Origin of the sequence: Butyricicoccus sp. OF10-2 (assembly GCF_003481925.1) — a bacterium.
GTDB lineage: Bacteria > Bacillota > Clostridia > Oscillospirales > Butyricicoccaceae > Agathobaculum > Agathobaculum butyriciproducens.
Map to the genome: position 1 here is coordinate 1 of NZ_QUMC01000037.1, position 21,035 is coordinate 21,035.

Consider the following 21,035-nt stretch of genomic DNA (forward strand, 5'->3'; position numbering starts at 1 on the left):
TAAAGATATATTTAATAATATAATAAATCCACAAATACATCTTGCAAATTCTCTAATTAACCCCCAAAAGGATATTGCATAAATTTTTCCGAAAATAATCTGAGTAATGAAAATGATAGAAAGCATCCAAATAATGGTATAAATTATTGCAAACCAATACTGCTGATCACGCAACAAAGTAAATGAATGTAACTTATTTTTTGTACGTACCATAATAACTGGACTGATAGAAGAATCTATTATGACAGCACCAAGCACAAATGCAGGCATAATAAGCATAACAAATGTTTTGTCTGAGAAAATGTTTTTGAACCACAAATCTTGCGTATCAGCAAAAAAAGAAATACATAATAACGGGAATATAAAGTAAAGGAATCCCACCCAAATAAAATATTTACTTTTGTGACTAAATAGAATCATATTATATCCCTATTTCTTCTATAAGCAATCGTAAATAATAATATTTCGAGAATAAAATATCCACTTAAAACCAATAGTATGTCCTTAAGCTGCGCAGCTCCTTCGTAACACGAATTCAACGGCTGCAAAAAATTTCGTAAGACAAAACGTTTAGGTAGTAAAAAGTCACTTCCATAAGTTATTAATAGGCATAAAATAGAGGGAACGAAAAAAGCCACATATATGTTTGGAAATCTAAATATCATATGTATAATAACAGTTAAAGCCGCCAATACAGACAGTGCCAGGGAATTTAAAAATGCGAAAAAAACTGCTGATAAAACAGGTGAAATTTCGTAAAAAAAATTTGCTGCAGAATGTTCAATAGGAATAAACATCCGATAGACATCTGTCATGATCGAATTTTGTGGAAATATGGAAAATGTTATTAAAATATTTATAGAAAAAGAGACAATTGAGTTTACCATTGTAACAAGAAACACAGATATAACCTTGGAAGTCAAATATATTGCTCTACCTTGTTTAACAATGTTATATATTTTGAAAGAGGTTTTCTGATCATAAAATAGAATAAAACCAGTCGATAATACAGGAAGAAGTAAAAACAGTGCATGATAAACTTTAAATCCAATGCCACCGGGAAAGTTGAAAAGCCAATACTGGTAAGCGTTGATTCCATAGTATGAAGCAAACATAGAATCAAGCGTTAAAAAACGAGAATATAAGGGATCTACAATTGCTAAAAAAAACAGCACACCCAAAACTATCCTTACAGTAATTGAATTATATAACCTTTTGATATCTATTCTTAAGCAACTCATATTAACCTCATAAATAACCTTGGGAAGTCGCCATATAAGCACTCCCCAAGGTATCTTCATATAATATGTTATACAATACGTTTAACTTAAATTCATAATAGCAATACGCTTAGTATGGAGACCACCTACCCTCAATTGGATAAGTGGTAGAGGTAACGCTATTATTATCAATATTCAGTGTGACTTCAGTTTGAATAGACGGTTTGTTAGTATAATTCACATTATTAATTATTCCATTTGCGGTAATGGGGTGATTGGGAGATGAAGCATTTACCCCCCAACCGGTTTCAGTCCAAACATTTACAGAACCTAATCCGGATCGCGATGATTTGCAAGACACAGCAAAATAGTTGTTTGTATATGCCTTTTTAACTGTTGAAACTTCCACATCACCAGTATCCGCCGGAAGCTCACCGGTATAATCATGCCAATTATCACGAGGCTCTATCTGCGTTTCAAACGCAGCGGCTGAAACTCCCAATGCAAGGACACAGATCAGTAATAAACCAACCATTCTTTTACATTTACTATACATACTTCACCCTTCTTTCTCGATTAGATAGTAAATCTTCCTAAAGTATATTCTTCTATCACCCCTTTGTAAAAAACTGTTTTATATGATGTAATTTGATAATCCAATTATATATAAATGCAAATTATTAAGCAATACTAAATATTGACGAAACTGAAATGATGTGATAGTATAATTTCAACAAACATGTTTGGTGGCGCCATGAAAAAGGAAAGCAAATCTACCAAGGATACTGGCCACTCCTTTGCAGATTACTTCAAACGCGCATTGAATCCCTTGCTCGTGCTTTTGTTGCTATCTGAGCAACCAATGTATGTCTATGAGATGATGCGAGAGATATCTAAACGCAGTGATGGCAGATATACTATTTCTCTGCTCTATCCTGTAATCCAACGCCTGTTATCTCAAGGGTATGTGTGCGAAGGCCAAAAAGCGATTTCAGACGATAACCGTGTCCGCCAGTATTACGAAATCACTTCCGATGGGATATCGTATTTGCGACAGATAGAGGCCGTTTATGCTGAAATGTCTAAAGCGATACAGCAAATTCATCAAAACACCGGAGGTGGCAACGCATGATGGAGGATAAGATTGTGCGTCAATATGTACGTGCAGTTTCCCGCAAACTAATCTGTTCTAAAGCAACACGCTCCAAGTTATTGAACGGATTGAAACAGGAATTATCGGCTTATTCGGAATTGTCATACAACGAACTATGTGCAAAAGTTGGTAATCCTGAGCAGATTGCAGAACAACTGCTGGAAAGCGTTGACGAGACTGAAATTGCTGTTAGCAAGCGCAAGCATCGATTTGTCATTACTCTCGTAATAGGCATTTTAATCGTATTGTTACTATTGCTGGCTGCATATTACATACATGCACAGCAAGTTATACGCGGAGATTTCTATTTTACTCGTTCTAACACAGAAAGCGACGGGCAACTTATTTCTGATGAAATGTTAGAAAATTAGGAGGCTTCATTTTGAAAAAGCGTATTTGTTCCATAGTTTTAGCAGTTCTTATGCTTGTATGTTTTACAATTCCAGCCTTTGCTGCTGATGTTTCCAACACCACAATTATTGATTGTGGAGACGGCTATTACCTGAAAGTAACGCTAACTGAGTATGTTCCCGAAGCAGCAACCAGAGCCATTTATCAGAAAACCGCAACATCTAAAGCTGATGCTTATCATGGAAACACCTATATCGCACGTTCTATTTGAATGGAACATTTCAGTATGATACTGTAACTTCTAAGGCAACGGCCGATAGCTGGTCCGCTTCCTCCTCGTATGGTTATTCCGGCGATTCGTCGCGGTCGGGGAACAAAGTATCCGGCTACTGCACTTTCAATTATGCAGGCGGGAAAAAACTCACTATGTCTATAACCTGTGATAAGAACGGTAAAATCAGCTATGACTGATAAAAAGGAAACCATCCGCCCATTGGACGGATGGTTTTTCTAATATTAACAACTGATTTTCCAATTCCCCTCAACCTGCCGCAGATGCAACGTAAACTGCGACACCTGCGTCATACCCGTCCGCTGGTCAAGATACTGCACCGCCACATTCGCCGTCACAGCATCGCCGTTCTTGGTAAAGACCGGATTCACCAGCCCCGCAAACACATAGCTGTCGTTCCCAATCACCGGCAGCGCACCACCGCTGACATAATAAGAAAGCTCCTGTTCCGTCGCCGTTGGGTACAGCGTGAAAAACGTGGTCAAAAACTCTGTGATCTCCGTAGTTTCTTCCGCGGATACCGTACCGTCCGGCTCGGCAGTTTCAGGAACGTAGCCGGACTTTTGGGGCTTGCCCGTGATTGTAGGGCTCTGGATGATGACCATATCGCCCGCATCGTCCACATACACGGAAACCTCATAAACAGACGTTATAACACTGCTTTCCTCCCCGTTTATGACATTTTGCGACACAGAATAGACAATTTTATACACTTTATCCCCAATTTCTTCCACAGACCAAATCTGCACATCTTCCACTTTAGAAGATACCGGCACATCACTGCGCACCGTGTCCACGTTCAGGGTCAGCAGCTCGTCCGTGAGATAATATTTCAGATTTTCCGTGCGCTGCTCTATTGAAGCCGCAGACTGTTCCCATGAGTAATACACCTTGGCGAAATTGGTCACAAAGCTCTCTATTGCATTCGTGTCCGTGACTTCCTCCTGCACTACCGTCGTTTCATGGACGGTATGCGTATCCACCGCTGTAAAATCCTTATACACCGCGAAAGCAAACGCGCAGATAAGCAGCGCCCACAGCGCGATCACCACCGGCCGCCGCGTCCCAATGCTGAGGACACGCGGTTTTTTCTGTTTCTCCTGACTTTTGTTTCTATTCTGGAACATATCATTTTCCTGCCTTTCGTCATTCATTGTCCTACCCGTCCGGCACAGACCAGATGCGCCTGCCAATAGGCGCTGGTCAAATCTGCAAACCCGATCGGGTTTCCTGCGTGGTACATCCGGTTATCGCCCACATAAATCCCAACGTGCGTGATATAATCGCCGCAGTTATACGTCCCCTGAAAGAACACCAGATCGCCGGGCTGGGCGTCCCCGAACGGGATGTGCCGGGTCACGTCATACTGCGCCTGTGCGGTGCGCGGCAGCGTGATACCCGCCACGCCATAACACCATTGCGTCAGGCCGGAGCAGTCAAAGGATGTTGTCGGGGACGCACCGCCGTAGACATATTCCCAGCCCTGGTATTTCAGTGCTTCATTCATGATCGCATTTACGGTCTCGTTATCAAACTGTGCGGCATACAAATACTCCGATACCAGCCGGACATAGAACATATTGCCGTAGTTGTAGCGCCAGCCGCCGTTTTCCGCGATGGATATTTCATTCTTGTAGGTAACACGCACCCCGCCGGACTTTTCCTCTGCAAACGCCTGCGCCAGTTCGAAGCTGTACTTGCCGCCGTGCGACGCTACATAATCCAGAAACCCGCCGCCGTAGTTGTACGCCTGTATCACGCTGTCCAGATCGCAGCCGAGCCGGTCCGCCTTGGCAAGCAGCTCCGAGAAATACTCACAGCCCTGCCGGATTGAGCTTTCTGTATCCAGAGAATTTGGCGGCAGGCCCATAGATTCTGACGACTGCATCACGTCCTCCAGCGTACCGCCGGATTCCACCTGCATGATCGCAAGCAGGACATCGACGTACTCGGAAATGCCGTACTGCGCCGCGTACCGCTCCACCATCGGCCTGTGCGCCAGCACCTCGGCAGACAGGTTTGCGCCGCCATAGTAAATGCCGCCCCTGCCGCCGTCCTCGTCTGATGCAAACAGGAGGGCAACCAACAGGAGCAGGCAGAAAAAGGCGGCAAACAGCCCTGCAAGGGGCAGCGCAAGATATTTCAGTTTCATCTGCCGCCGCCCCCGTCCTTCGTGCTGTCTGTACGGCTGGTATTGCTATCCCCCCTGTTTTTCGGAGAGGAAGCATTTTTCCGCTGTGCCTTTCCCGCCTTCCCTTTTGCGGAAGCCCGCTTTGATACAACCGAACCCTTCACCGCAGGCCGCGAAACCGCCGGTTTGTCCTGTTCCCGCGCGGCATGGTTTTCCTGCATAGGCATAACAGGCTTGCCCTCTGCGTCCTGCCGCACAGCCGGACGGTTTACTGCATCCGTCCTCCGGATCCCGACATGGACGGGCTGCTTTGCCGCTTCTGTCTGCGGCGCGGCCTGTTGGACTGTACTTACCGGCTGTGCTGCCAGCGGACGCTTGTGCGGCGCTGGATTGCTTGACGCATTACCTGTAGATGATACGAGTTTCGGCGCTGCCACCGCTGCCGGACGCTCATGCGGCTGTGTCTCTGTACTGTGTACCGGGCTGACAGGGCGCTCCTGCTGTGGCGGGGCAGGCTGTTTTGCCGCTGTCCGCTGCCCTTCCTCCTGCACCGGCTTTGCCGCTGGAGCTGCTACGGCCGGCCTTGCGTGTATGGACGACTGCTCCGCCTGTTTCATATTTTTCCTATCCGAAATATCATAGTTGTGAGAAACCGGGACTGCCATCGGGCGCGCATTGCTTTCTGTCGCCCTGTGCGCACTGTCCGGCGCTGCACTATCCGAATCTGCTGCCTGCCGCGGCATATCCGTTTCGGACTGTCCGGATACTTGCCGCGCTGCGCCAAGCAGATAAACCGCAGGGGCATCCGGTCTGCGGTTCTCTGCATCAGCCGAAACGGCTTTATCCGCATAGCCCTCTGTATGGGATACCCCACCAGACGTAATCTCCTTTGCAGATGTTTCCGGTAAACTGTGTACAGCACCCGGCTGTGATGCCCCGCTGCTTCCACCGTTCGGCCGGTTACTGCGGTACCGGTATGCTCCCCCTGATGCGCTGCTGGAACGGCTGTTCTGCGCACTGCCGCCATCATTCGGTCTGCTGGCCGTCGCCGCGCGCATGGTACGGTTGAGCCTGTGAAGCTGATGGTGCAGGAACATCCGCGGGCGGTGCATGATATACCTGCCCATGCCGCGGGCACCGTCGTCATGGAGGGAGAATATGCTGAGCAGGTCGCCCAGCTTGAAATAGATCCCCGCGAACACGACCACCTGCAAAAACGCAATGATAAAAAACGGATAGCCGCTTGCAATGCGGTACAGCATCGTGAAAATGCTGAAAGCCACCGTGATGACAAGCGTAATACCCGCCCGCGCCAGGATCGTATTGAACAGCTTGATTACCGCGCGCCTGCTGCTGCCCTCGAACGTCGGCGCCATGCTGAGCACAAACGACACCGGCAGGAACATCGCATAGATGATGAAAAGCACCTGCGAGAAGATCATCATGCCGGTAAGCAGGAACACGAACACCGAAATGCCGATATTAAACAGGAACAGGAAAAACACTGTGCCGAGCCGGTTCACCGTTTTCGTAACCGTGAGGTTTGTATTCCCGTTGTCCTCGATCTCGGCCTTGACTGCGTTTTCCCGATCCTCGCCATTGTTTTCACTGGGGCTCGCGGATAGGATGTTATCAATGCGTTCTTCGCCTACCGCGTCCGTGTCCGTATCGCCGAATTGCAGAAGCAGCCACGGCTGCTTTACCTGGATGGAAAACAGGCTGTCCCGTATCAAATCCACACTGTCCGCGCCGCTGTTCTCCGCGTCCGGCAGGACGATCTTTGTCCCAACCGAAAGGCTCGCTGTGCTGACGTCCTCGGAAAACTCGTTCAGGCGCTTCACACAGTCCGGCGCATAGGCGATCAGCGCACCGGACAGCACGAAGATCATCACCATGTTCATCACCGCGCGTACGGCCTTTGTGGTTTCCCTTTTTATCAGACCAACATAAGCCACATACGCGCCAACAATCAGGATAATCAGCAGGAGGAATCCCGCATAAAACCCATCCGAAGAAAGTCCGCTGGGCGAAATGCCTGCGATAGACTGAATGTTCCGGCCGATCTCGTCCGCCGCATCTGAAATAAAATCCAGCCCGTATGCTTCCTGCACCAGATAGCCGGATGCGTTGGAAAGATACAGGTTGATCGTCCAGATAAAGTTGGTGATGCAGTACAGGCCGTACATGACCTGCTTGCCGATGCCGTCTATCCAGTTCCACGGCAGCCAATCCCACCCGTTGTCAACGTAGAAGTCAAGCTGGTAATTTTCCAGCGGGTAGCGGCTGTACTCGTGCGCCGCATCCACACTATCATCCACCAGCCCCACCGCGCCCGCAGACGGGCAAAAAGCAGTAAACAGCAAAACAGCGATTGCCGTTATCATCAGCAAGGCAACCGCTGTACGCTTTATCTGTCTGAAATTATATCTCCCGTACGTCATACTGCCACCCCGGCTTTCATCGGCGGCTTTGTGTCAAACCCATGCAGGAAATCCGCAAACACCGGATGGAACTGCACGACGCCCACATGCCCGTATAAGTCCTGCATCAGACATTGTCCGTTTTCGAGGTTCCGCAGCCGCTTCTGGTTACCCTCGTCCTCAGGGTCAAGGCCGAAAAATTCCAGCGTCTTTTTGATCTCCACAATGTCCGTACTGCGGAACGCGAATTTCAGACCGATATTGTTTTTCAGACTTTCGTCCGCGAGGTCTGCCGCGTTCTGCGTGACGAAATACACCGCTGCATTCATGGCGCGGCCTGCACGTACCAGCTTGTTTGCCAGCGTCTTGCCCTGCGCCACGTTCAGGAACGACCATGCTTCATCCAAATCCACGATCTTGAACACGCTCCTGTCCGTATGGATGAAATCCAGCGCAAAGGTGCTGATAACAATGAGCATGGCGACAGACAAAAGCTCCATCGTCGTAAATTCCTCAAACGAAGTACCCTTGTCCGGCAGCACCAGATCGGCCACCTGTATGATATTGAGCTGCTTTTCAAGGCTGATGGACTTTTTGATGTTCCCATCCGAAAACAGCAGGTGCGCAAAGTCGTAGTCCGTGAAGCTCTCAATATGGTCTGCGATACTCACCGCAAGCGGTGAACCCTCTTTGCGTAATTCCTCAATGACACAGAACAGGCCGCGCCGTTTGCTGTTCGTGACCGTGCGCACCGCCCGCCGCAGGATGGGGAAGTGGTTGCCATCCCGCGAGGAAATGCCGGTTAAAAACGTGAGAATATCTATCGCAAGACTTTCCGCGTCCTTGGGGCGGCGCATGATGACATAGGGGTCCAGCATCCCACGGTTGCGCTCGTCCGAGGTCAGGTTGACAATATTGATCTCGTCCGCGATCTCAGGGAAATCACGCTTCCAGTTCCCGCGCTCCGCTTTCGGGTCTACGATCAGCGCCCGCGCGCCGTACAGCACCGCGTAATACACCAGCAGGTTATTGGCAAAGCTCTTGCCGCCGCCGAGCGAGCCGAGGAACGCCGCAGACAGCGCGTTTGTGACCGAGCCTTTCACGCCCTGGCTGGCCAACGCGGGCTGCAAATACACATTCCGGCCGGTGTCCACGCCATAGGCAAGATAGATACCGTCCTTTTCCCCGAGCATCTGCGCCGCGCCGAAACCGAGACCCGCAAGGAAATCACTCGTAACATACTGGATATAGTCGTTCATATACCGCTTACTTGCCGGGATAAACTCATGGTGCAGGCCGATCATATCACCCACCGGGCGCACCAGCTTGACGTTCATATCGTCGTAGAAATCCCGTACCGCATTGCACCGCCGCTTGAGTTCTTCCTCGTCCGGCGCGGTGACGCGCACCACATAGGACAGCTTGTACATGGCTTCCTTGCTTTGCCCCAGTTCGGTTTCCAGCTCATTCACACTGTCCAGTGCTTCCGCAATTGATGTGCTGGTCTCGTCCCCGCTTTCCCACGCATGGTTGTCCAAATCCTTTAATTCCTTTTTCTTATTGCGGACAGTGGACAGGGCTTTCTTGTTGGTGATGATCTCAACATTCATGCTGGTATCGACGGGGAACGTGAATTGCTGCTGCTGATAATAGAAAATCTCGGACGACGGGAAATCCAGCTCCCCGACCACATCCGAGATCGTGAAATAAGCAGTATACGCCTCACAGTCATCATGCGATATGCGCAGGTACCGCCCGTATTCTTCCATCAGGCAGCGCGTGGGCTTGATCAGGTCGTACCGCTTGACAAGCGTTTCACCCTTTAATTTCTTTTTGGGCAAATGAAATTCATAGTCCTCATACGCGGTGCCGCTTTTCCCGTACAGGTGTTCCAGCAGATAGCCGAAATCATCCTTATCCAACCGCCGCACCTTAAACCGGCGCGAAATCTTGCTTTCCAGCAGCTTTTCCATCTTCTGATAGCGCAGTATTTCATCATTCGGCATGGATGCGAAATCACCCATCAGGGTATGGTTCACATCCCGCAGGAAACCGGAAAAGATATTTGCCGCCTGACGGCCGATATTCCCGCTGTCCTGCTCGTTCAGCAGCAGCTTGAAGCCGATATAGAACCGGTAGTCCACCTGATTTTCCCCGATCATGGAGACAAGGGCTTCCGTCTGTCCGTCTATGCGGCGCAGCGCCGCTTCCCGCAGGTTGCCGGAAGCATACGCCTTGGAACGCTCCTGCGCCGCACGGATGCTGGATTCCGTGCTGATCTGCAGGGCGTGTATCTTGCCGTCCCTGTTCTGGGCGATAAGCTGACGGAACGCATCGTGTACCGCTTCTTTCTGTTCCACACTTAAAAACGAGTAGTTGTATGGGATAAGCTCATAGTATGCGAAGCATTCCCCGTCATGGTTCCAGACAAGGTTGTTTTCGATATATTTAATCGGATACTGCATCTATTATCACGCTCCTAACCGCCGTAATGGGCTGTCCTGTTTTCTCCTTGCGGAATTTTACTGCCTTGCCTGCAAAGGTCTGTTTAGGGCGCAGCAGGTAGGCCGTATACGACTTGACAAAGCTGAACGGCTTCTTGCCGTCCCACGTTTTTTGGCTCATAAACCATGTGACGCCGACGGGGATACCGAAATACTTGAGCAGCGCACCGTCTATCATGGAGAGCGGCGGCAGTCCGCCCAGCGCCAGCACCGCAAACTCGCAGGCGACAAACCAAGCCATTTGCGAAAAGGTGATGGGGAACGGCAGGCGCATATCATTGATCGCGTATATGACTTTCTCAACAGACCAGATACTGCTGTAACTTCGTATTTTCTTCACATCATTGCACCTCTTTCTATTTCCGTCTGCGGTACTCATGCCAGCCGCAGGTATAGAATATTTCTTTGCGGTTTACCCAGCGGGCAAACCGCTTTTGTTCTGCTGTCGGCTCACACCCGCCGTCATAGTCCCGGTACGGCTGTGCGAATGGCTGGATGCCTAATGCTTTCAAGACAAGCGCGCGGTGATACGCTTCCTCTACATCCTGCACCAGCATATACGACCACAGGCGGTGTGTACCGATACCGGCTTCCCGCAGATAGGCGACGGCCTGCGCGATCACAGGCAGCATATCAGACGTATCACAGGACAGCCGCACATACTTCACCCAATGCAGCTTAGCGAGCATTGCGGCGATCTCCGGTGTAATAAGCCGGGTGTCTAACCCTTGGTTGAAATCCACTTTCACATCCGCATGGCCCATTTCCTCTATCTGTTGCAAACCGTGCTCGTGCGCCAGCACATTATTGTCCCAAAAAATGATCGTCCGGCTGTCCGGACGCTTGATCTCCTGCCATGTCGCGGCAGGGCGGATGCCGCCCTCTTTGCGCGGGACGATACACCACGGGCAGGAACGGATACAGCCGCGCGTAAGGAAACCGACAGCATACGGGTAACGCGGGTAAATCGAGTAGTCCGGCGGCATGGCTTCTATTTCCTCCGGCAGGCTGCCGTAATCCCTGTACCCGGTACCGCCCTGATGATCTCATCCGACTGCATGACCGTATCGTTATCCGGTGAAAAGGTAAACACCTTGCTCATATAGATGCGGTCATAGGGCAGCATCCCGTCCCACCACTCGACCATATCACCCAGTGCCTTGTGCCATGCAGAAATCCGCATCAACGCAAGGTTCGGGAAACCGTTGTGCCCGTCCACATCGACAAGGCCGATACGGCGGGCATCTTTAGTATGATTCATTTGTTCTAACTCCTGTTTTCCAAAAATATATGGGTAAGGGGGCGAGGAACGAGGCCCACGCCGCCTGCGTCTTTCCTCGCCCCCTGCGCCCGGTTATGGATAACTGCCATGCAGTTACCCACAGCCGGACACACCCCCACACCATTCTCACAGCGGCGGGCGAAAGAGAAAACGGTTAAACTGCGATCTCAAACACACCATTCCGCGTTTCAACAAACGTACCCTCCATAGATAAGTCACGCCCATACGCTTCATAGTCAAAGTAGTATATCAGGTGGTCTGGTACGGAGATATAACCTTCCTCCACCATTTGACGCGCTACATCCGCCATATCTTCGCAGCCGGGGTAATAGATAATGTCGTCCTGATGGTCGCACAAATCCTCAATACTGCTGAAATAGCCTTGCAGTTCACGTAAATTATCCTGGATATACTCCGGCAAATCCTCCACCATTTCACACAGGCGGTTGACTTCCTCAATAGGCGTGTACTCGTCTATCTCAAAGGGCAGCTCGTAGTCGTGGATGGCGTATTCCTCGTAAAATTCGTTCAGGCCGATGCGCTCCGCCATTTCGTCATAGTCTATGGGCGGTTCAAACCAGTCGCCGACAAGCTCGCCCTCGTTGTATTTGCCGAGGTTCGCTACATATACCCGCATTTCTTCCATAATCCATTCTCACCTCCACCATGCAGGCATAAAAACGGCCGGTCTCACATTGAAACCAGCCGTTACATCAAACTCAAAAGCCCATGAGATAAGGGACAGACACACCGAAATACACTGCGAGCCTGTCCCATACTTCCTGATCTCTCGGTATACTGCTTCCATTTTCATAGTTTGTAAGCATACTCTGTGATACGCCTACCAGTACCGCAAGTCGTTTTACTGTGATACCACGCGCCCTGCGCAGCATCTTGATACGGTTTTGACGATAGCGCACATCCACACCCCATTCCTTATGCGCCGATGATCTGATTGAACAGCGTGAGCAGAACGTCTTTCACGCCTGCCGCATTGAATACAAGGCCGACCGCGATCAGCGACACGACCAGAAAACCAATGAGCTTGGAAAACTCGCGCTTAAAGCCGAGATAAATACCAATCACCACGATCGCCATAAGCACAAGAGACTGGGCGTTCGTAAGAAACCAGTTGTAAAGGTTGACGCCGAAATTCATAGGCTAATATTCCTCCATTCCGCTTGTAATTAAACTTTTGCTTGCATTTTATTCTGTAATTACAACATCCCCGATTTCCTGAAGCTGCTGTTCAATGATCTTGCGGTGCTTATCTGCCAGCTCGGTTGCCGCAAGCATTTCTTCCATGATATTTGTCCCGCATTTGCGGTCTAACTCCAGCAGCATCTTCCACGACGGCGCGACCTGATGGGACAGCCAGTTCAGCGTTTTTTCAAGGCTGTACGGCTCAGGGTCAGTCGTCAGTTTGAGCCGGTCACGATGTTCCCCAATAAACACCGACCACATATGATTCAGCGGCCAATCTTCGGGCGGCTTACGGCTATCCCTATCCACGAACCGGACATACCGGTTGATGATGCCGAATGCAGTATCTTCGGGGCTTTCGTTAGACACCAGATCATAAACCGCATAGAAAGCACGGTCGTTTTTGAGCCGGATTTCAAACCGGTTTTTGACTTCCGCATCTTCAACGGGGATTCCTTTTTTCACAAGCTGTTCATATGCCTTTTCGTAAATGCAGAAATACAAGTCAGACTGCATCGAGCCGATATACAGCGTCGCACCCATGCTTTCCTTGTTTTCCTCCCGCAGATGTGCAAGCCCGCCCGTGCGGTACGCCTTGAAACTGCGGAATACCGAGATACATTCCCCGCGGTCGCATTTATCACACAGATAGGGGATATCCAAAATCCCCGCCCGATCATTGATTGCAAGGTCTATCCGCTTGAAAACCGCTTTTTCATCGAGAAACATCCGGAACAATTCAATCCAGCTTCTTTTCTGTCCATCCAGATAGGCTTCAAATTGGCGGCAGCCCTTGCCTTTAAGCTCAAGCAGCACACCTTTTTCCTCCATCGGTGAAGTCATGACCGCAATATCGCCCAGCACATACATACTGGAATAGGAATAAAGCCCGTGATCTTCCTGCGCCATATAGTTCATTTTGAGCCGCAGCACATCTTCAATAATATGCCTTGCGTCCATCGTAGGGAAGCGCACCCGCACATAGTCGATCATCAGGTTAAGCGGGTCTGGGTACAGGGTCTTGAGCGCCGCGGCGAGCCTTTTCCTTGTCTTGTCTGTCACCGGCAGCTTTCCGGTTTCCAGACGGCACAGGTATTCACGCGAAATACCTGCAACAGCGGCAACCGCCTTGCGCGAAATACCGTTGCGTTCCCGTTCTTCACGGAAATGCCAAATCCATTCGTTGTTTTCCATGAGATGGTCTCCTTTCTGCGTCATGTGACATTGACGCCCGTTTTTGACATAACCCTTAAAAGCCCAAAATCCAGACGGCATCAGGGTTTCTACTTTGTAAAGCGGCTGGCCATTGGCGATTTGTACCCCCCTGTTAGATACAGGGGGTTCAGGCACGCGGGCGCGGCTTCGCCGCGCCCGCCATCCGCCCTTGCCGCGCTGGCGGCTTTCGCGCTGCACACCGCGCGCGGCAGGGCGGGGCGTGCAGACAGAAATGCTATACATGGTATGTCACTTGCAGGAGTATGCCGGAAAAGGAAAGTTCGACATGCTCATCCGCTGGACGGTAACTGTCCTGCATACAGAACTCCCACACTGCCGCATCCTCAAACCCCAGCCAGACCATTTCGGAAACTTTTTTCTGCTCCGGATTATCCCGCATCTTCGCTTCAAGGAAACGCACAGCAGCGTCAATACTGCTTTCGACCTTCTGCATCCGTCCGTCTGCTTCCCGCATGACCTGATTAAATTCCGGTACGGTGAGATCAGATGCCGAACCTCCTACGAACTGCAATTCATCCAGCTCGTTTACATGAAACCATGTTGCTATCTTGTCCTCATTGTATGGAAACAGCACCATTCCCGTAATATTTTCGTCCCTATCCTTTGTTGTAACGAAGCGTTCTACTTTGTCATTCACTGCAAATCCTCCATTATATCCCTATCTGAACACACTTGCTTTAGTCCAGCCGCCAGTGTGCCGATCTCCCTTAGGAAGTCATACCCTTTGGGTACGACCGGCGTATAAAACTCGGTAATGACACCCTTACCGGTATCTGCATAGCCGCACCCCTTGACGTTCTTGAAGAAAAACTCTTTCTTCACTTCACCGAACATCATGCTGTATCCCAGCTCGGACATACGCCCCAGCGCGACACGGAAGTTAAACTGGTCACGGATACCGTCACCGAGATACTTTGCATCCGGGCGCTGGCAGGCGAGGATCAGGAAGAATCCCACCTGCCGTCCCAGCATGACAATCTGCTTGAGCTTGTTTAATACGTCCTCACGTTCGCGCGTGTTCAGCATTTCCATGAACGCGACGTATTCGTCGAATATCAAAAAGTGCGGTTCCAAGCTGAGATAGGCGTAGTTCTCGCCGGTCTTATAGCCCTGCATGGATTTCATGCTTTCGCTTCGCTGCATCATCCTGTCGCAAAACCGGCTGACACCGGCAGCAATATCCTCCTTGCGGTAATACACCTCCGGCATCACAGTAGACAGGTCTGCCAGATCAGCATTTTTCGGGTCTAAAATATGCAGCACAGCATCGGTCTGTAAAAGCGCCTGGATGATCGTCAGGATGAAATACGTCTTGCCGCCGCCCGTACCGCCTGCGATCAGCATGTGCGGGAGCGTGTCATACTCCCACCAGACGTTCTTCATCAGCCGTAGACGCCCGCCCTCGGCTTTCGCTTCGGCAATCGGGATACGGTTTGCCACCATGTCATAAAGCAGGGTATATTCCACATACCCGTCCCGCAGCTCGCGGCTGACCAGCTCGCAGTACAGGCCGCTTTCCAGCTTGGTTTCCAGATGAAGCAGCGGTTCCTGATATTTCCCCATCGTGATTTCCACTTGAAAATGCAAAAGCCCGTTTTCCATGCGGTAATACATCCGTGGAAAACGGGCTATCTTCGTTTTTGTATCCGGACTGGGTAAATCCTTGAAAAAGCCGTCCTGCTTTGTCCGTTCGGCCTGCTCGTACCACTGATTTTCGAGCACCATGCGCGCCAGCTTTTGACGGTGCATGAGCTGCCGCACGACATCCGGGAATAGACGGTACAGCAGGACAAGCACTGTCCCAGCAACCGCCGCCGACACAATACTACTGAGCAGCAGATACGGCATATGCCAACCAAAGCCGCCGACGCCCAGCATGAACAGCCTGCGCCAGTCTGTTTGCAGGATGGTTTTCAAGTTGAGTAAAGCGAAAGCCGCAAGGAACACCGGAAGCACCACACAACAGGCAGACCGGAACACCAAATCCCTATCTGCCGGACGGATACGCTTGCCGCGATACCGGAAAAGCTTCATATCACTTACGCTTTCTTCTCCGGCGGGTTGTCCTTGCGCGGCTGGGCGGGCTGCCCGCTGTTCGGCGCAGAAGCCGGTTCGGGCTTGACCAATACGATATCCTCCGCCTTGATATACCAGTCTACATCTGCGTTGTCGCCGAACGTCGCGTGCGCCACAGCGCCGAATTTCGCGCCCACGAGGTCTACCACCGCATTATACGGATAGTCCCGGACCGGGACGCTGGCCGGGATACTCACCTGGATCATGCGGCCCTGCGTTTTGCTTTTCAGATCGTAGGTACGTTCTTTTACCACATCCGACCGCGTACCGTCCTCATTCTGCACATAGACCTCACGGCGCATGGAAGAAAAGCGCAGCTCACCCAGCGTAGGGACATGTCTCCCTGTAAATCCATTTCCGAATCTTGCCATAAACAATACCCGTCCTTTCTTCCTTACGCCTTGATGATATCATCCGCGTGGATAATAAAATCTATATAACCATTCCCGTTGATCGCGTAACCTTCCGCCGTCACCCACGGGTTGACAAGCTGCACCGGCTCCATATAGTCAAAATGTTTTTCGCCCGCCTGCGCCGGGATCACGACTTCGATATCGTCCGCACGCTGTACATCCGAAAACAGCTTGTACCGCCGCTGGACAACAACTTCCTGCCGCCCGACACGCTTTTTATCTTCACGGCTGGCCTGTTCCGGCCCGCCAAATTCCAGATTGCCAAGGTCTTTTTCCTTGTCCGGGACTACAAACAGTAAATTCATAATGTTACCTCCAAACTGCTGTTATGGTTTATTCTGTCATTACTTCTGCGATACCCGCCATGATATACTCCGCGCAGGGCAGGGCGATCGCGTTGCCGAGCGCAAAGCAGCGGGCATGGTTGCTGATGGGTTCATCCTTGCAGCCGTATGCCGTCCAGCCCTCGGGCAGGCCCATGAGCCGTTCACATTCCAAGGGCGTAAGGTCACGGATAAAACCGTCCTGCTCTTTTCCCTCATACCAGAATGCGAAGGGCTGACCTACACTGGCAAGCAAAGTTGGGAAGGGTTCGCCGTTTCTGCCGAAACACGTGCGGAAACCTTTTTGATCGCCCTGCTTTGCCATTGACCGCATCCGCCGGAGCTGGAAGGGACGCACGACGGGTACCTGCCGCCCTGCTTGAGCAGCAGGTATTCGATCTCCGCGGGCGGCGGGCAGCCTGCTTTCGCCGCAAGGCGCAGGATACGGGAGCATACTGCGGGGCTTAAATAATACTTCTGCGGCACGTTCTCCTGCAAAATCCGCCACGACGAACACCCGCCGCCTACGCTGCGAAAGAGCGGGTTCTCCCCAATACTGGGCGTCCATGAGCCGCCAAGCGGTATCAGCCCGTCCCCCTCGCACCATTCCGGCGTGCGCCCAGATACCACTATCAGGCATTGGAATCTCGGTACCTGTGAATGCGTGGAGCACGGCTGCAAAATCCAGCCGGTCATTTGACACAAAAGCTCCCGCGACGTTCTCCCAGACAGCGAAAGCTGGATACCGGTTATCTGTTGCATTCCTCATTTCCTCAATAATACGCATGGCCTGATAGAACAGGCCGGATTTACTGCCTGCCAGACCGGTACGGTTGCCGATCTGCGACAGATTTTGGCACGGCGAGCCGAACGTGACCACATCCACGGGCGGTATTTTGCCGCCGTCTATCTGCGTAATATCGCCCAGATGCAGCATTTCAGGGAAATGCCGCTTGGTGATGGATACCGGCGCTCTGGCGATCTCGCTGGCCCACACGGGGACAATGCCACAGCGGGACGCGGCGAGAGGGAACACGCCGATGCCGTCAAAGAGACTGCCGAGTTTAAGTGCGGACACGGCCGGACCTCTTGCGCCCCCGCGCCCGCACGCCGTCCATGCTGTTCCACTTTGGGGATTTCCCACGGATGCGGGAGAAGCAGTCACAGCGTTCGTCCGGGTCCAAATTCGCCCCGCAGTAGGGGCAGGTGTGATAGTACATAAGCTGTCCTCCTTTTGATGGTTGGTTGATGGCCTGCACAGATCCCGGCGGCGGGCGGGCATGGTGAGTGACGATCTCAGGGCATAAAAATAACCGCCCGGACAGGGCGGTTCGGTGGATTGTTCGGTTGTTCATAAACTTATTCTTTCTACATAATATTTTTGTCACACATGATTCACCTTGACAAAAAAGGCAATCTAAGATATCCTTTTATTAGAAAAAGCAGAATACAGAATTTTAACATAATTTCTAACATCAAAAGATATTTCAAAGGAGATTTGCTACATGGGTATGATTATTGAGTTTAATTGGTTTATGGTTGTCGCTAATGAAAATAAAATACTTGAAGAGCAAGAAAACCTATTCTATACAATAAAGAGTGAAAAACGCATTTATCCAATAGGTTTCCAAATTCCATTAATCGTTAAAGAACAGGGTTGCATCGGCATGATAAAAGTTTTAAAAACTGTTATTAATGAAAAAGAAACAAGGATTTATTTCAATAAAACTGAGTCTTTTGATATGAAGAGTGCAGTAGCCACTCATTACTATGAAAGATATTTAGATTTCAAAAAACGTGAGAAAGAAATAAATCCTTGATTCATATCACCATAATTATTATATCTGTGGCACCCTAATCTAAGTTTTTATGGTATATCATTGAGCTATGATATAAATTCCATAAAATTGAAGATCGGGGTGTCGTATTTTTAGATATGATGATGGAGGTCATTATGCTAGGAATGCGAGGATTTTATATCACTAAGGCCGAATATGATTCAATACGAAAAAATCTGGTATCTAACAACAATCAACTGATAAAAATTGCATTACAGAATCTTATTACTAAGTTAGAATATGGTCAACGTATGAATAATGTCTGTTCAAAAGATTTATGTGCAGTACTATATGATGTTGTTCAGAACGATGATTATAAAATCAGGAAATGGGCATATCACCTCATTGTTTACAAACAAAATCGTGCATTGGTAAATCGTTGCATTCATAACTTGAAATCTGGATTCGAAAAAGATGCAGAAAATATTAGTTGGATATTGGCGATTGTGTCAAGATCTTATAACTCGGATATGCTTCACGAGTTATATAAAAAATGTCCAGATACAAAAATATCACAGCAAACATATACTTTATGCTCTACCTTGTTTTCTTCAAATTCAAATATGCTTAACGCTCAAGAAATCAATCATATTGTTGATGGGGAAGATTTTCTGTCTAAAATGTGGTTAACCAAAGTTTTTGGCTGTAATTATAATCGACAAAAAAAGAGAGATTATTCGAATTTGATCAACGCTAACGTGATGAATTCTTTGTTGCAAGATACCAGCATTCAAAGATATGCTTTATGGGCCTTTTCTACTTTAGAAAAAGTCAATGTAAAAGTAATTGAAATCAATCCATATGATGCAAAAAAATTACCATCTAAAAGTCTAGCATGGTACTATACAGGATTATTTAAAGATGAAAATTATATTCAAGAAAATGTGGATCATATTATAAATATTCTTGAAGACTTTCTGATTTACCCTCAAGTTGTGCAAATGGGTATATTAAGAGGCATTTGTAGTGCACATTATCCATTAGGGGAAATGTTATATCCAATAGCAAGTGCATTTTTAGAATTAGATGAGAACGATGATAAACAGTTACCCTTGGTGATACTATTTATTCAAATTCTAATTGATCATGAAAAAGAAAGCGGGGAAATCACCAAAATATTGAAAGATTATAGCGATTCAACAACTTGTGATGAATTGAGAAGATTATTATGGTATCGTGAAGGGATAATCACGGAGGAATCTAATATGGGAATAGTTATCAACGGGAATGTTGGAAATATTCAAAATAATGAAGGAATATCAATGGCAAACCAAAATAATATTTTATTTTATACAGAATCCGATTCGACATTAAATCCGCAGTCTATTCAGCAAGATGTAAATCAAATAAAAGAAAAAGTCGTTGCCGGTGAATTTGATGGATATTTTGAAGGCGAAAACGATGAGTTAGAGGCGCTTTTTGAAAAAGTGCAATATGGATTTAATTCGGCAAAACGTAGCAACGTAGTTAAGGAAAAAGAGGTTCTGGAACTACTATCTAAAGTAGAAGTCGATTTAAGAGAATTGGCACATGAAAGTAAAACGGACAAGAAAAAATCACGATTCTCTGATATGCTATCAAAGGTTTCACAAATTTGCTCGATATCCGTCAACGCACCAAAGCTGTGGCCCTTGTTAAAAGATGCAGTGGATTTTATCAAACAGTTTTTGCATATTTTGGAAATTTAATCAATTTTTACACAGGGAGACTAGAGCCTTAAATCTTTATTTTAATGCAAACTCGCCCATCCCCATCTTAGATATACGGACGAGATCATCTAAAAAATGACATCAATTTCGTTAAAATAGTGTCATTTCATGTTAGCTGCTGCTGCCACCTGGATTTTGACACCACAAATGACACCAGAGATTTCGGCTACTATAATTTTGAAACGGCCTGAAACGGTGCTTTTCGTAGATCCTTTACACTGCATTATTGAAACTTCTGATTTCAAAATTACAGACTGTAAGCATTTTAAAGGGGAAATGCTATACTTTTGTTCTACCTTTGAACTTTTCGTATAATTGAAGGGAAACTGCTTTTGAAAAACTGCGGTTTCCACCCTCTTGTGAAACTCCCCTTTTCCCTATTAGCACGGCGAAAATCGGAGAGCGGCGACCGCTGCGAAATGGGGAACGGCAGTCGGGTTACCGCAGCGTATCTTTCGCAACCTATTCGCAGTTCACAGATAGCGTACTGCTACACAGACGGTTTACTTCCAGCAGAGCGCGGCATACCCGTGCCGCGCAACTCGTTAGCGCGTTGTTATAGACAGAACCTGCGAAGATAAATTGTACCAAACGCCTAAATTCGCAGGGGCCGTGCGCTATAACGCGCCAAAGGGTTGCGCGACACGGTTATGTCGCGCCTGCGCAGATGAAATCACATGTGTAGCAGAACAGTATCTGACACTGCGAACAGGTTGCGAAAGATACGGAAGAAAAAATCCTCTGCCGTACTCCTTTTCAAAGCGGTCACATGTCGGTAATCTGCGCCAGACTAACAAACAAGGGAAAGGCAGGAGTTCAAAGAGGAAGGGAAACCGCAGGTGTCCCTTCCTTTTTGCCCCGCGGCGGCGCCGCATCACCCAGCG

The 21,035-nt window shown here is 48.8% G+C and carries 25 protein-coding genes; 5 read left to right on the forward strand and 20 right to left on the reverse strand.

All coding sequences use genetic code 11. The features are described from left to right. From DXB00_RS16800 to DXB00_RS16220, 3 genes are all read right to left on the reverse strand, one after another. The coding region (locus tag DXB00_RS16800; protein WP_207665896.1) for a hypothetical protein at window positions 1-420 on the reverse strand (420 nt) is incomplete at its 3' end. Beyond that, window positions 417-1,241 (reverse strand): hypothetical protein, encoded by an 825-nt coding sequence (locus DXB00_RS14655; protein WP_110436185.1) that lies wholly within the window; start codon window positions 1,239-1,241, stop codon window positions 417-419. The genes DXB00_RS16800 and DXB00_RS14655, both read right to left, overlap by 4 nt. A 109-nt stretch (window positions 1,242-1,350) precedes the next feature. Next, window positions 1,351-1,776: a hypothetical protein gene (locus DXB00_RS16220; protein WP_147323851.1), complete on the reverse strand. Its 426-nt coding sequence runs from the start codon at window positions 1,774-1,776 to the stop codon at window positions 1,351-1,353. Between the two features lie 198 nt (window positions 1,777-1,974). Here DXB00_RS16220 and DXB00_RS14660 point away from each other — a divergent pair, with 198 nt between their 5' ends. The 3 genes from DXB00_RS14660 to DXB00_RS16225 are packed head-to-tail and all read left to right on the forward strand — an operon-like array spanning window position 1,975 to window position 2,995. Further along, on the forward strand, window positions 1,975-2,352 hold the full coding sequence (locus DXB00_RS14660; RefSeq protein ID WP_158574423.1) for a PadR family transcriptional regulator: 378 nt from the start codon (window positions 1,975-1,977) through the stop codon (window positions 2,350-2,352). Continuing rightward, entirely contained in the window at window positions 2,349-2,744 is a 396-nt protein-coding gene (locus tag DXB00_RS14665; RefSeq protein ID WP_110436183.1) for a hypothetical protein, read from the forward strand. Before DXB00_RS14660 ends, DXB00_RS14665 begins: the two co-directional genes overlap by 4 nt. 11 nt (window positions 2,745-2,755) lie before the next feature. Beyond that, complete coding sequence (locus tag DXB00_RS16225) at window positions 2,756-2,995, forward strand: hypothetical protein (protein WP_147359225.1); 240 nt, start codon at window positions 2,756-2,758, stop codon at window positions 2,993-2,995. Between the two features lie 245 nt (window positions 2,996-3,240). Here the strand turns inward: DXB00_RS16225 and DXB00_RS14670 are convergent, their stop codons facing one another. The 17 genes from DXB00_RS14670 to DXB00_RS16505 all read right to left on the reverse strand — a co-directional run bounded on the left by DXB00_RS14670 (window position 3,241) and on the right by DXB00_RS16505 (window position 17,824). Then, a complete protein-coding gene (locus DXB00_RS14670) occupies window positions 3,241-4,143 on the reverse strand; it encodes a conjugal transfer protein (RefSeq protein ID WP_117492395.1) in 903 nt (300 codons plus the stop codon). Between the two features lie 23 nt (window positions 4,144-4,166). Then, window positions 4,167-5,168, reverse strand: coding sequence for a bifunctional lytic transglycosylase/C40 family peptidase (locus tag DXB00_RS14675; RefSeq protein ID WP_117492370.1), 1,002 nt, complete (start codon window positions 5,166-5,168; stop codon window positions 4,167-4,169). Further along, complete coding sequence (locus DXB00_RS18320) at window positions 5,165-7,588, reverse strand: CD3337/EF1877 family mobilome membrane protein (RefSeq protein ID WP_442861386.1); 2,424 nt, start codon at window positions 7,586-7,588, stop codon at window positions 5,165-5,167. Before DXB00_RS18320 ends, DXB00_RS14675 begins: the two co-directional genes overlap by 4 nt. Further along, window positions 7,585-10,032 carry an ATP-binding protein gene (locus DXB00_RS14685; RefSeq protein WP_117492372.1) on the reverse strand — a complete coding sequence of 816 codons (2,448 nt, stop codon included), beginning with the start codon at window positions 10,030-10,032 and terminating at the stop codon, window positions 7,585-7,587. Before DXB00_RS14685 ends, DXB00_RS18320 begins: the two co-directional genes overlap by 4 nt. Then, entirely contained in the window at window positions 10,016-10,411 is a 396-nt protein-coding gene (locus DXB00_RS14690) for a conjugal transfer protein (protein ID WP_117492374.1), read from the reverse strand. Before DXB00_RS14690 ends, DXB00_RS14685 begins: the two co-directional genes overlap by 17 nt. A gap of 16 nt (window positions 10,412-10,427) precedes the next feature. After that, complete coding sequence (locus DXB00_RS14695) at window positions 10,428-11,057, reverse strand: radical SAM protein (protein WP_199697310.1); 630 nt, start codon at window positions 11,055-11,057, stop codon at window positions 10,428-10,430. Window positions 11,058-11,062: 5 nt separating this feature from the next. After that, entirely contained in the window at window positions 11,063-11,332 is a 270-nt protein-coding gene (locus DXB00_RS16745) for a hypothetical protein (RefSeq protein WP_199697312.1), read from the reverse strand. A 175-nt stretch (window positions 11,333-11,507) separates the two neighbouring features. After that, window positions 11,508-12,002: an antirestriction protein ArdA gene (locus DXB00_RS14700; protein WP_442861144.1), complete on the reverse strand. Its 495-nt coding sequence runs from the start codon at window positions 12,000-12,002 to the stop codon at window positions 11,508-11,510. 70 nt (window positions 12,003-12,072) lie between these two features. After that, on the reverse strand, window positions 12,073-12,246 hold the full coding sequence (locus DXB00_RS18325; RefSeq protein WP_382737162.1) for a helix-turn-helix domain-containing protein: 174 nt from the start codon (window positions 12,244-12,246) through the stop codon (window positions 12,073-12,075). A 43-nt stretch (window positions 12,247-12,289) separates the two neighbouring features. After that, a complete protein-coding gene (locus tag DXB00_RS14710) occupies window positions 12,290-12,511 on the reverse strand; it encodes a hypothetical protein (protein ID WP_110436175.1) in 222 nt (73 codons plus the stop codon). A gap of 48 nt (window positions 12,512-12,559) precedes the next feature. After that, window positions 12,560-13,750: an XRE family transcriptional regulator gene (locus tag DXB00_RS14715; RefSeq protein WP_117492378.1), complete on the reverse strand. Its 1,191-nt coding sequence runs from the start codon at window positions 13,748-13,750 to the stop codon at window positions 12,560-12,562. Window positions 13,751-14,006: 256 nt separating this feature from the next. Then, a complete protein-coding gene (locus DXB00_RS14720; protein ID WP_117492380.1) occupies window positions 14,007-14,429 on the reverse strand; it encodes a hypothetical protein in 423 nt (140 codons plus the stop codon). After that, window positions 14,426-15,826, reverse strand: a complete 1,401-nt coding sequence (locus DXB00_RS14725; RefSeq protein ID WP_117492382.1) for an FtsK/SpoIIIE domain-containing protein — start codon at window positions 15,824-15,826, stop codon at window positions 14,426-14,428. The genes DXB00_RS14720 and DXB00_RS14725 overlap by 4 nt, the downstream gene beginning before the upstream one ends. A 5-nt stretch (window positions 15,827-15,831) precedes the next feature. Then, window positions 15,832-16,239 carry a YdcP family protein gene (locus DXB00_RS14730; protein ID WP_117492384.1) on the reverse strand — a complete coding sequence of 136 codons (408 nt, stop codon included), beginning with the start codon at window positions 16,237-16,239 and terminating at the stop codon, window positions 15,832-15,834. 23 nt (window positions 16,240-16,262) lie between these two features. Beyond that, window positions 16,263-16,586 (reverse strand): YdcP family protein, encoded by a 324-nt coding sequence (locus DXB00_RS14735; RefSeq protein WP_117492386.1) that lies wholly within the window; start codon window positions 16,584-16,586, stop codon window positions 16,263-16,265. Window positions 16,587-16,614: 28 nt separating this feature from the next. Next, window positions 16,615-17,682, reverse strand: a complete 1,068-nt coding sequence (locus DXB00_RS14740) for a DNA cytosine methyltransferase (protein ID WP_117492388.1) — start codon at window positions 17,680-17,682, stop codon at window positions 16,615-16,617. Next, complete coding sequence (locus tag DXB00_RS16505; RefSeq protein WP_158557260.1) at window positions 17,669-17,824, reverse strand: hypothetical protein; 156 nt, start codon at window positions 17,822-17,824, stop codon at window positions 17,669-17,671. Before DXB00_RS16505 ends, DXB00_RS14740 begins: the two co-directional genes overlap by 14 nt. A 285-nt stretch (window positions 17,825-18,109) precedes the next feature. Between DXB00_RS16505 and DXB00_RS14745 the strand changes: the two genes are divergently transcribed. Further along, complete coding sequence (locus DXB00_RS14745; protein WP_117492390.1) at window positions 18,110-18,424, forward strand: DUF2584 family protein; 315 nt, start codon at window positions 18,110-18,112, stop codon at window positions 18,422-18,424. Between the two features lie 134 nt (window positions 18,425-18,558). After that, a complete protein-coding gene (locus tag DXB00_RS14750) occupies window positions 18,559-20,130 on the forward strand; it encodes a hypothetical protein (protein WP_117492392.1) in 1,572 nt (523 codons plus the stop codon). The last annotated feature ends 905 nt before the right edge of the window (window positions 20,131-21,035 follow it).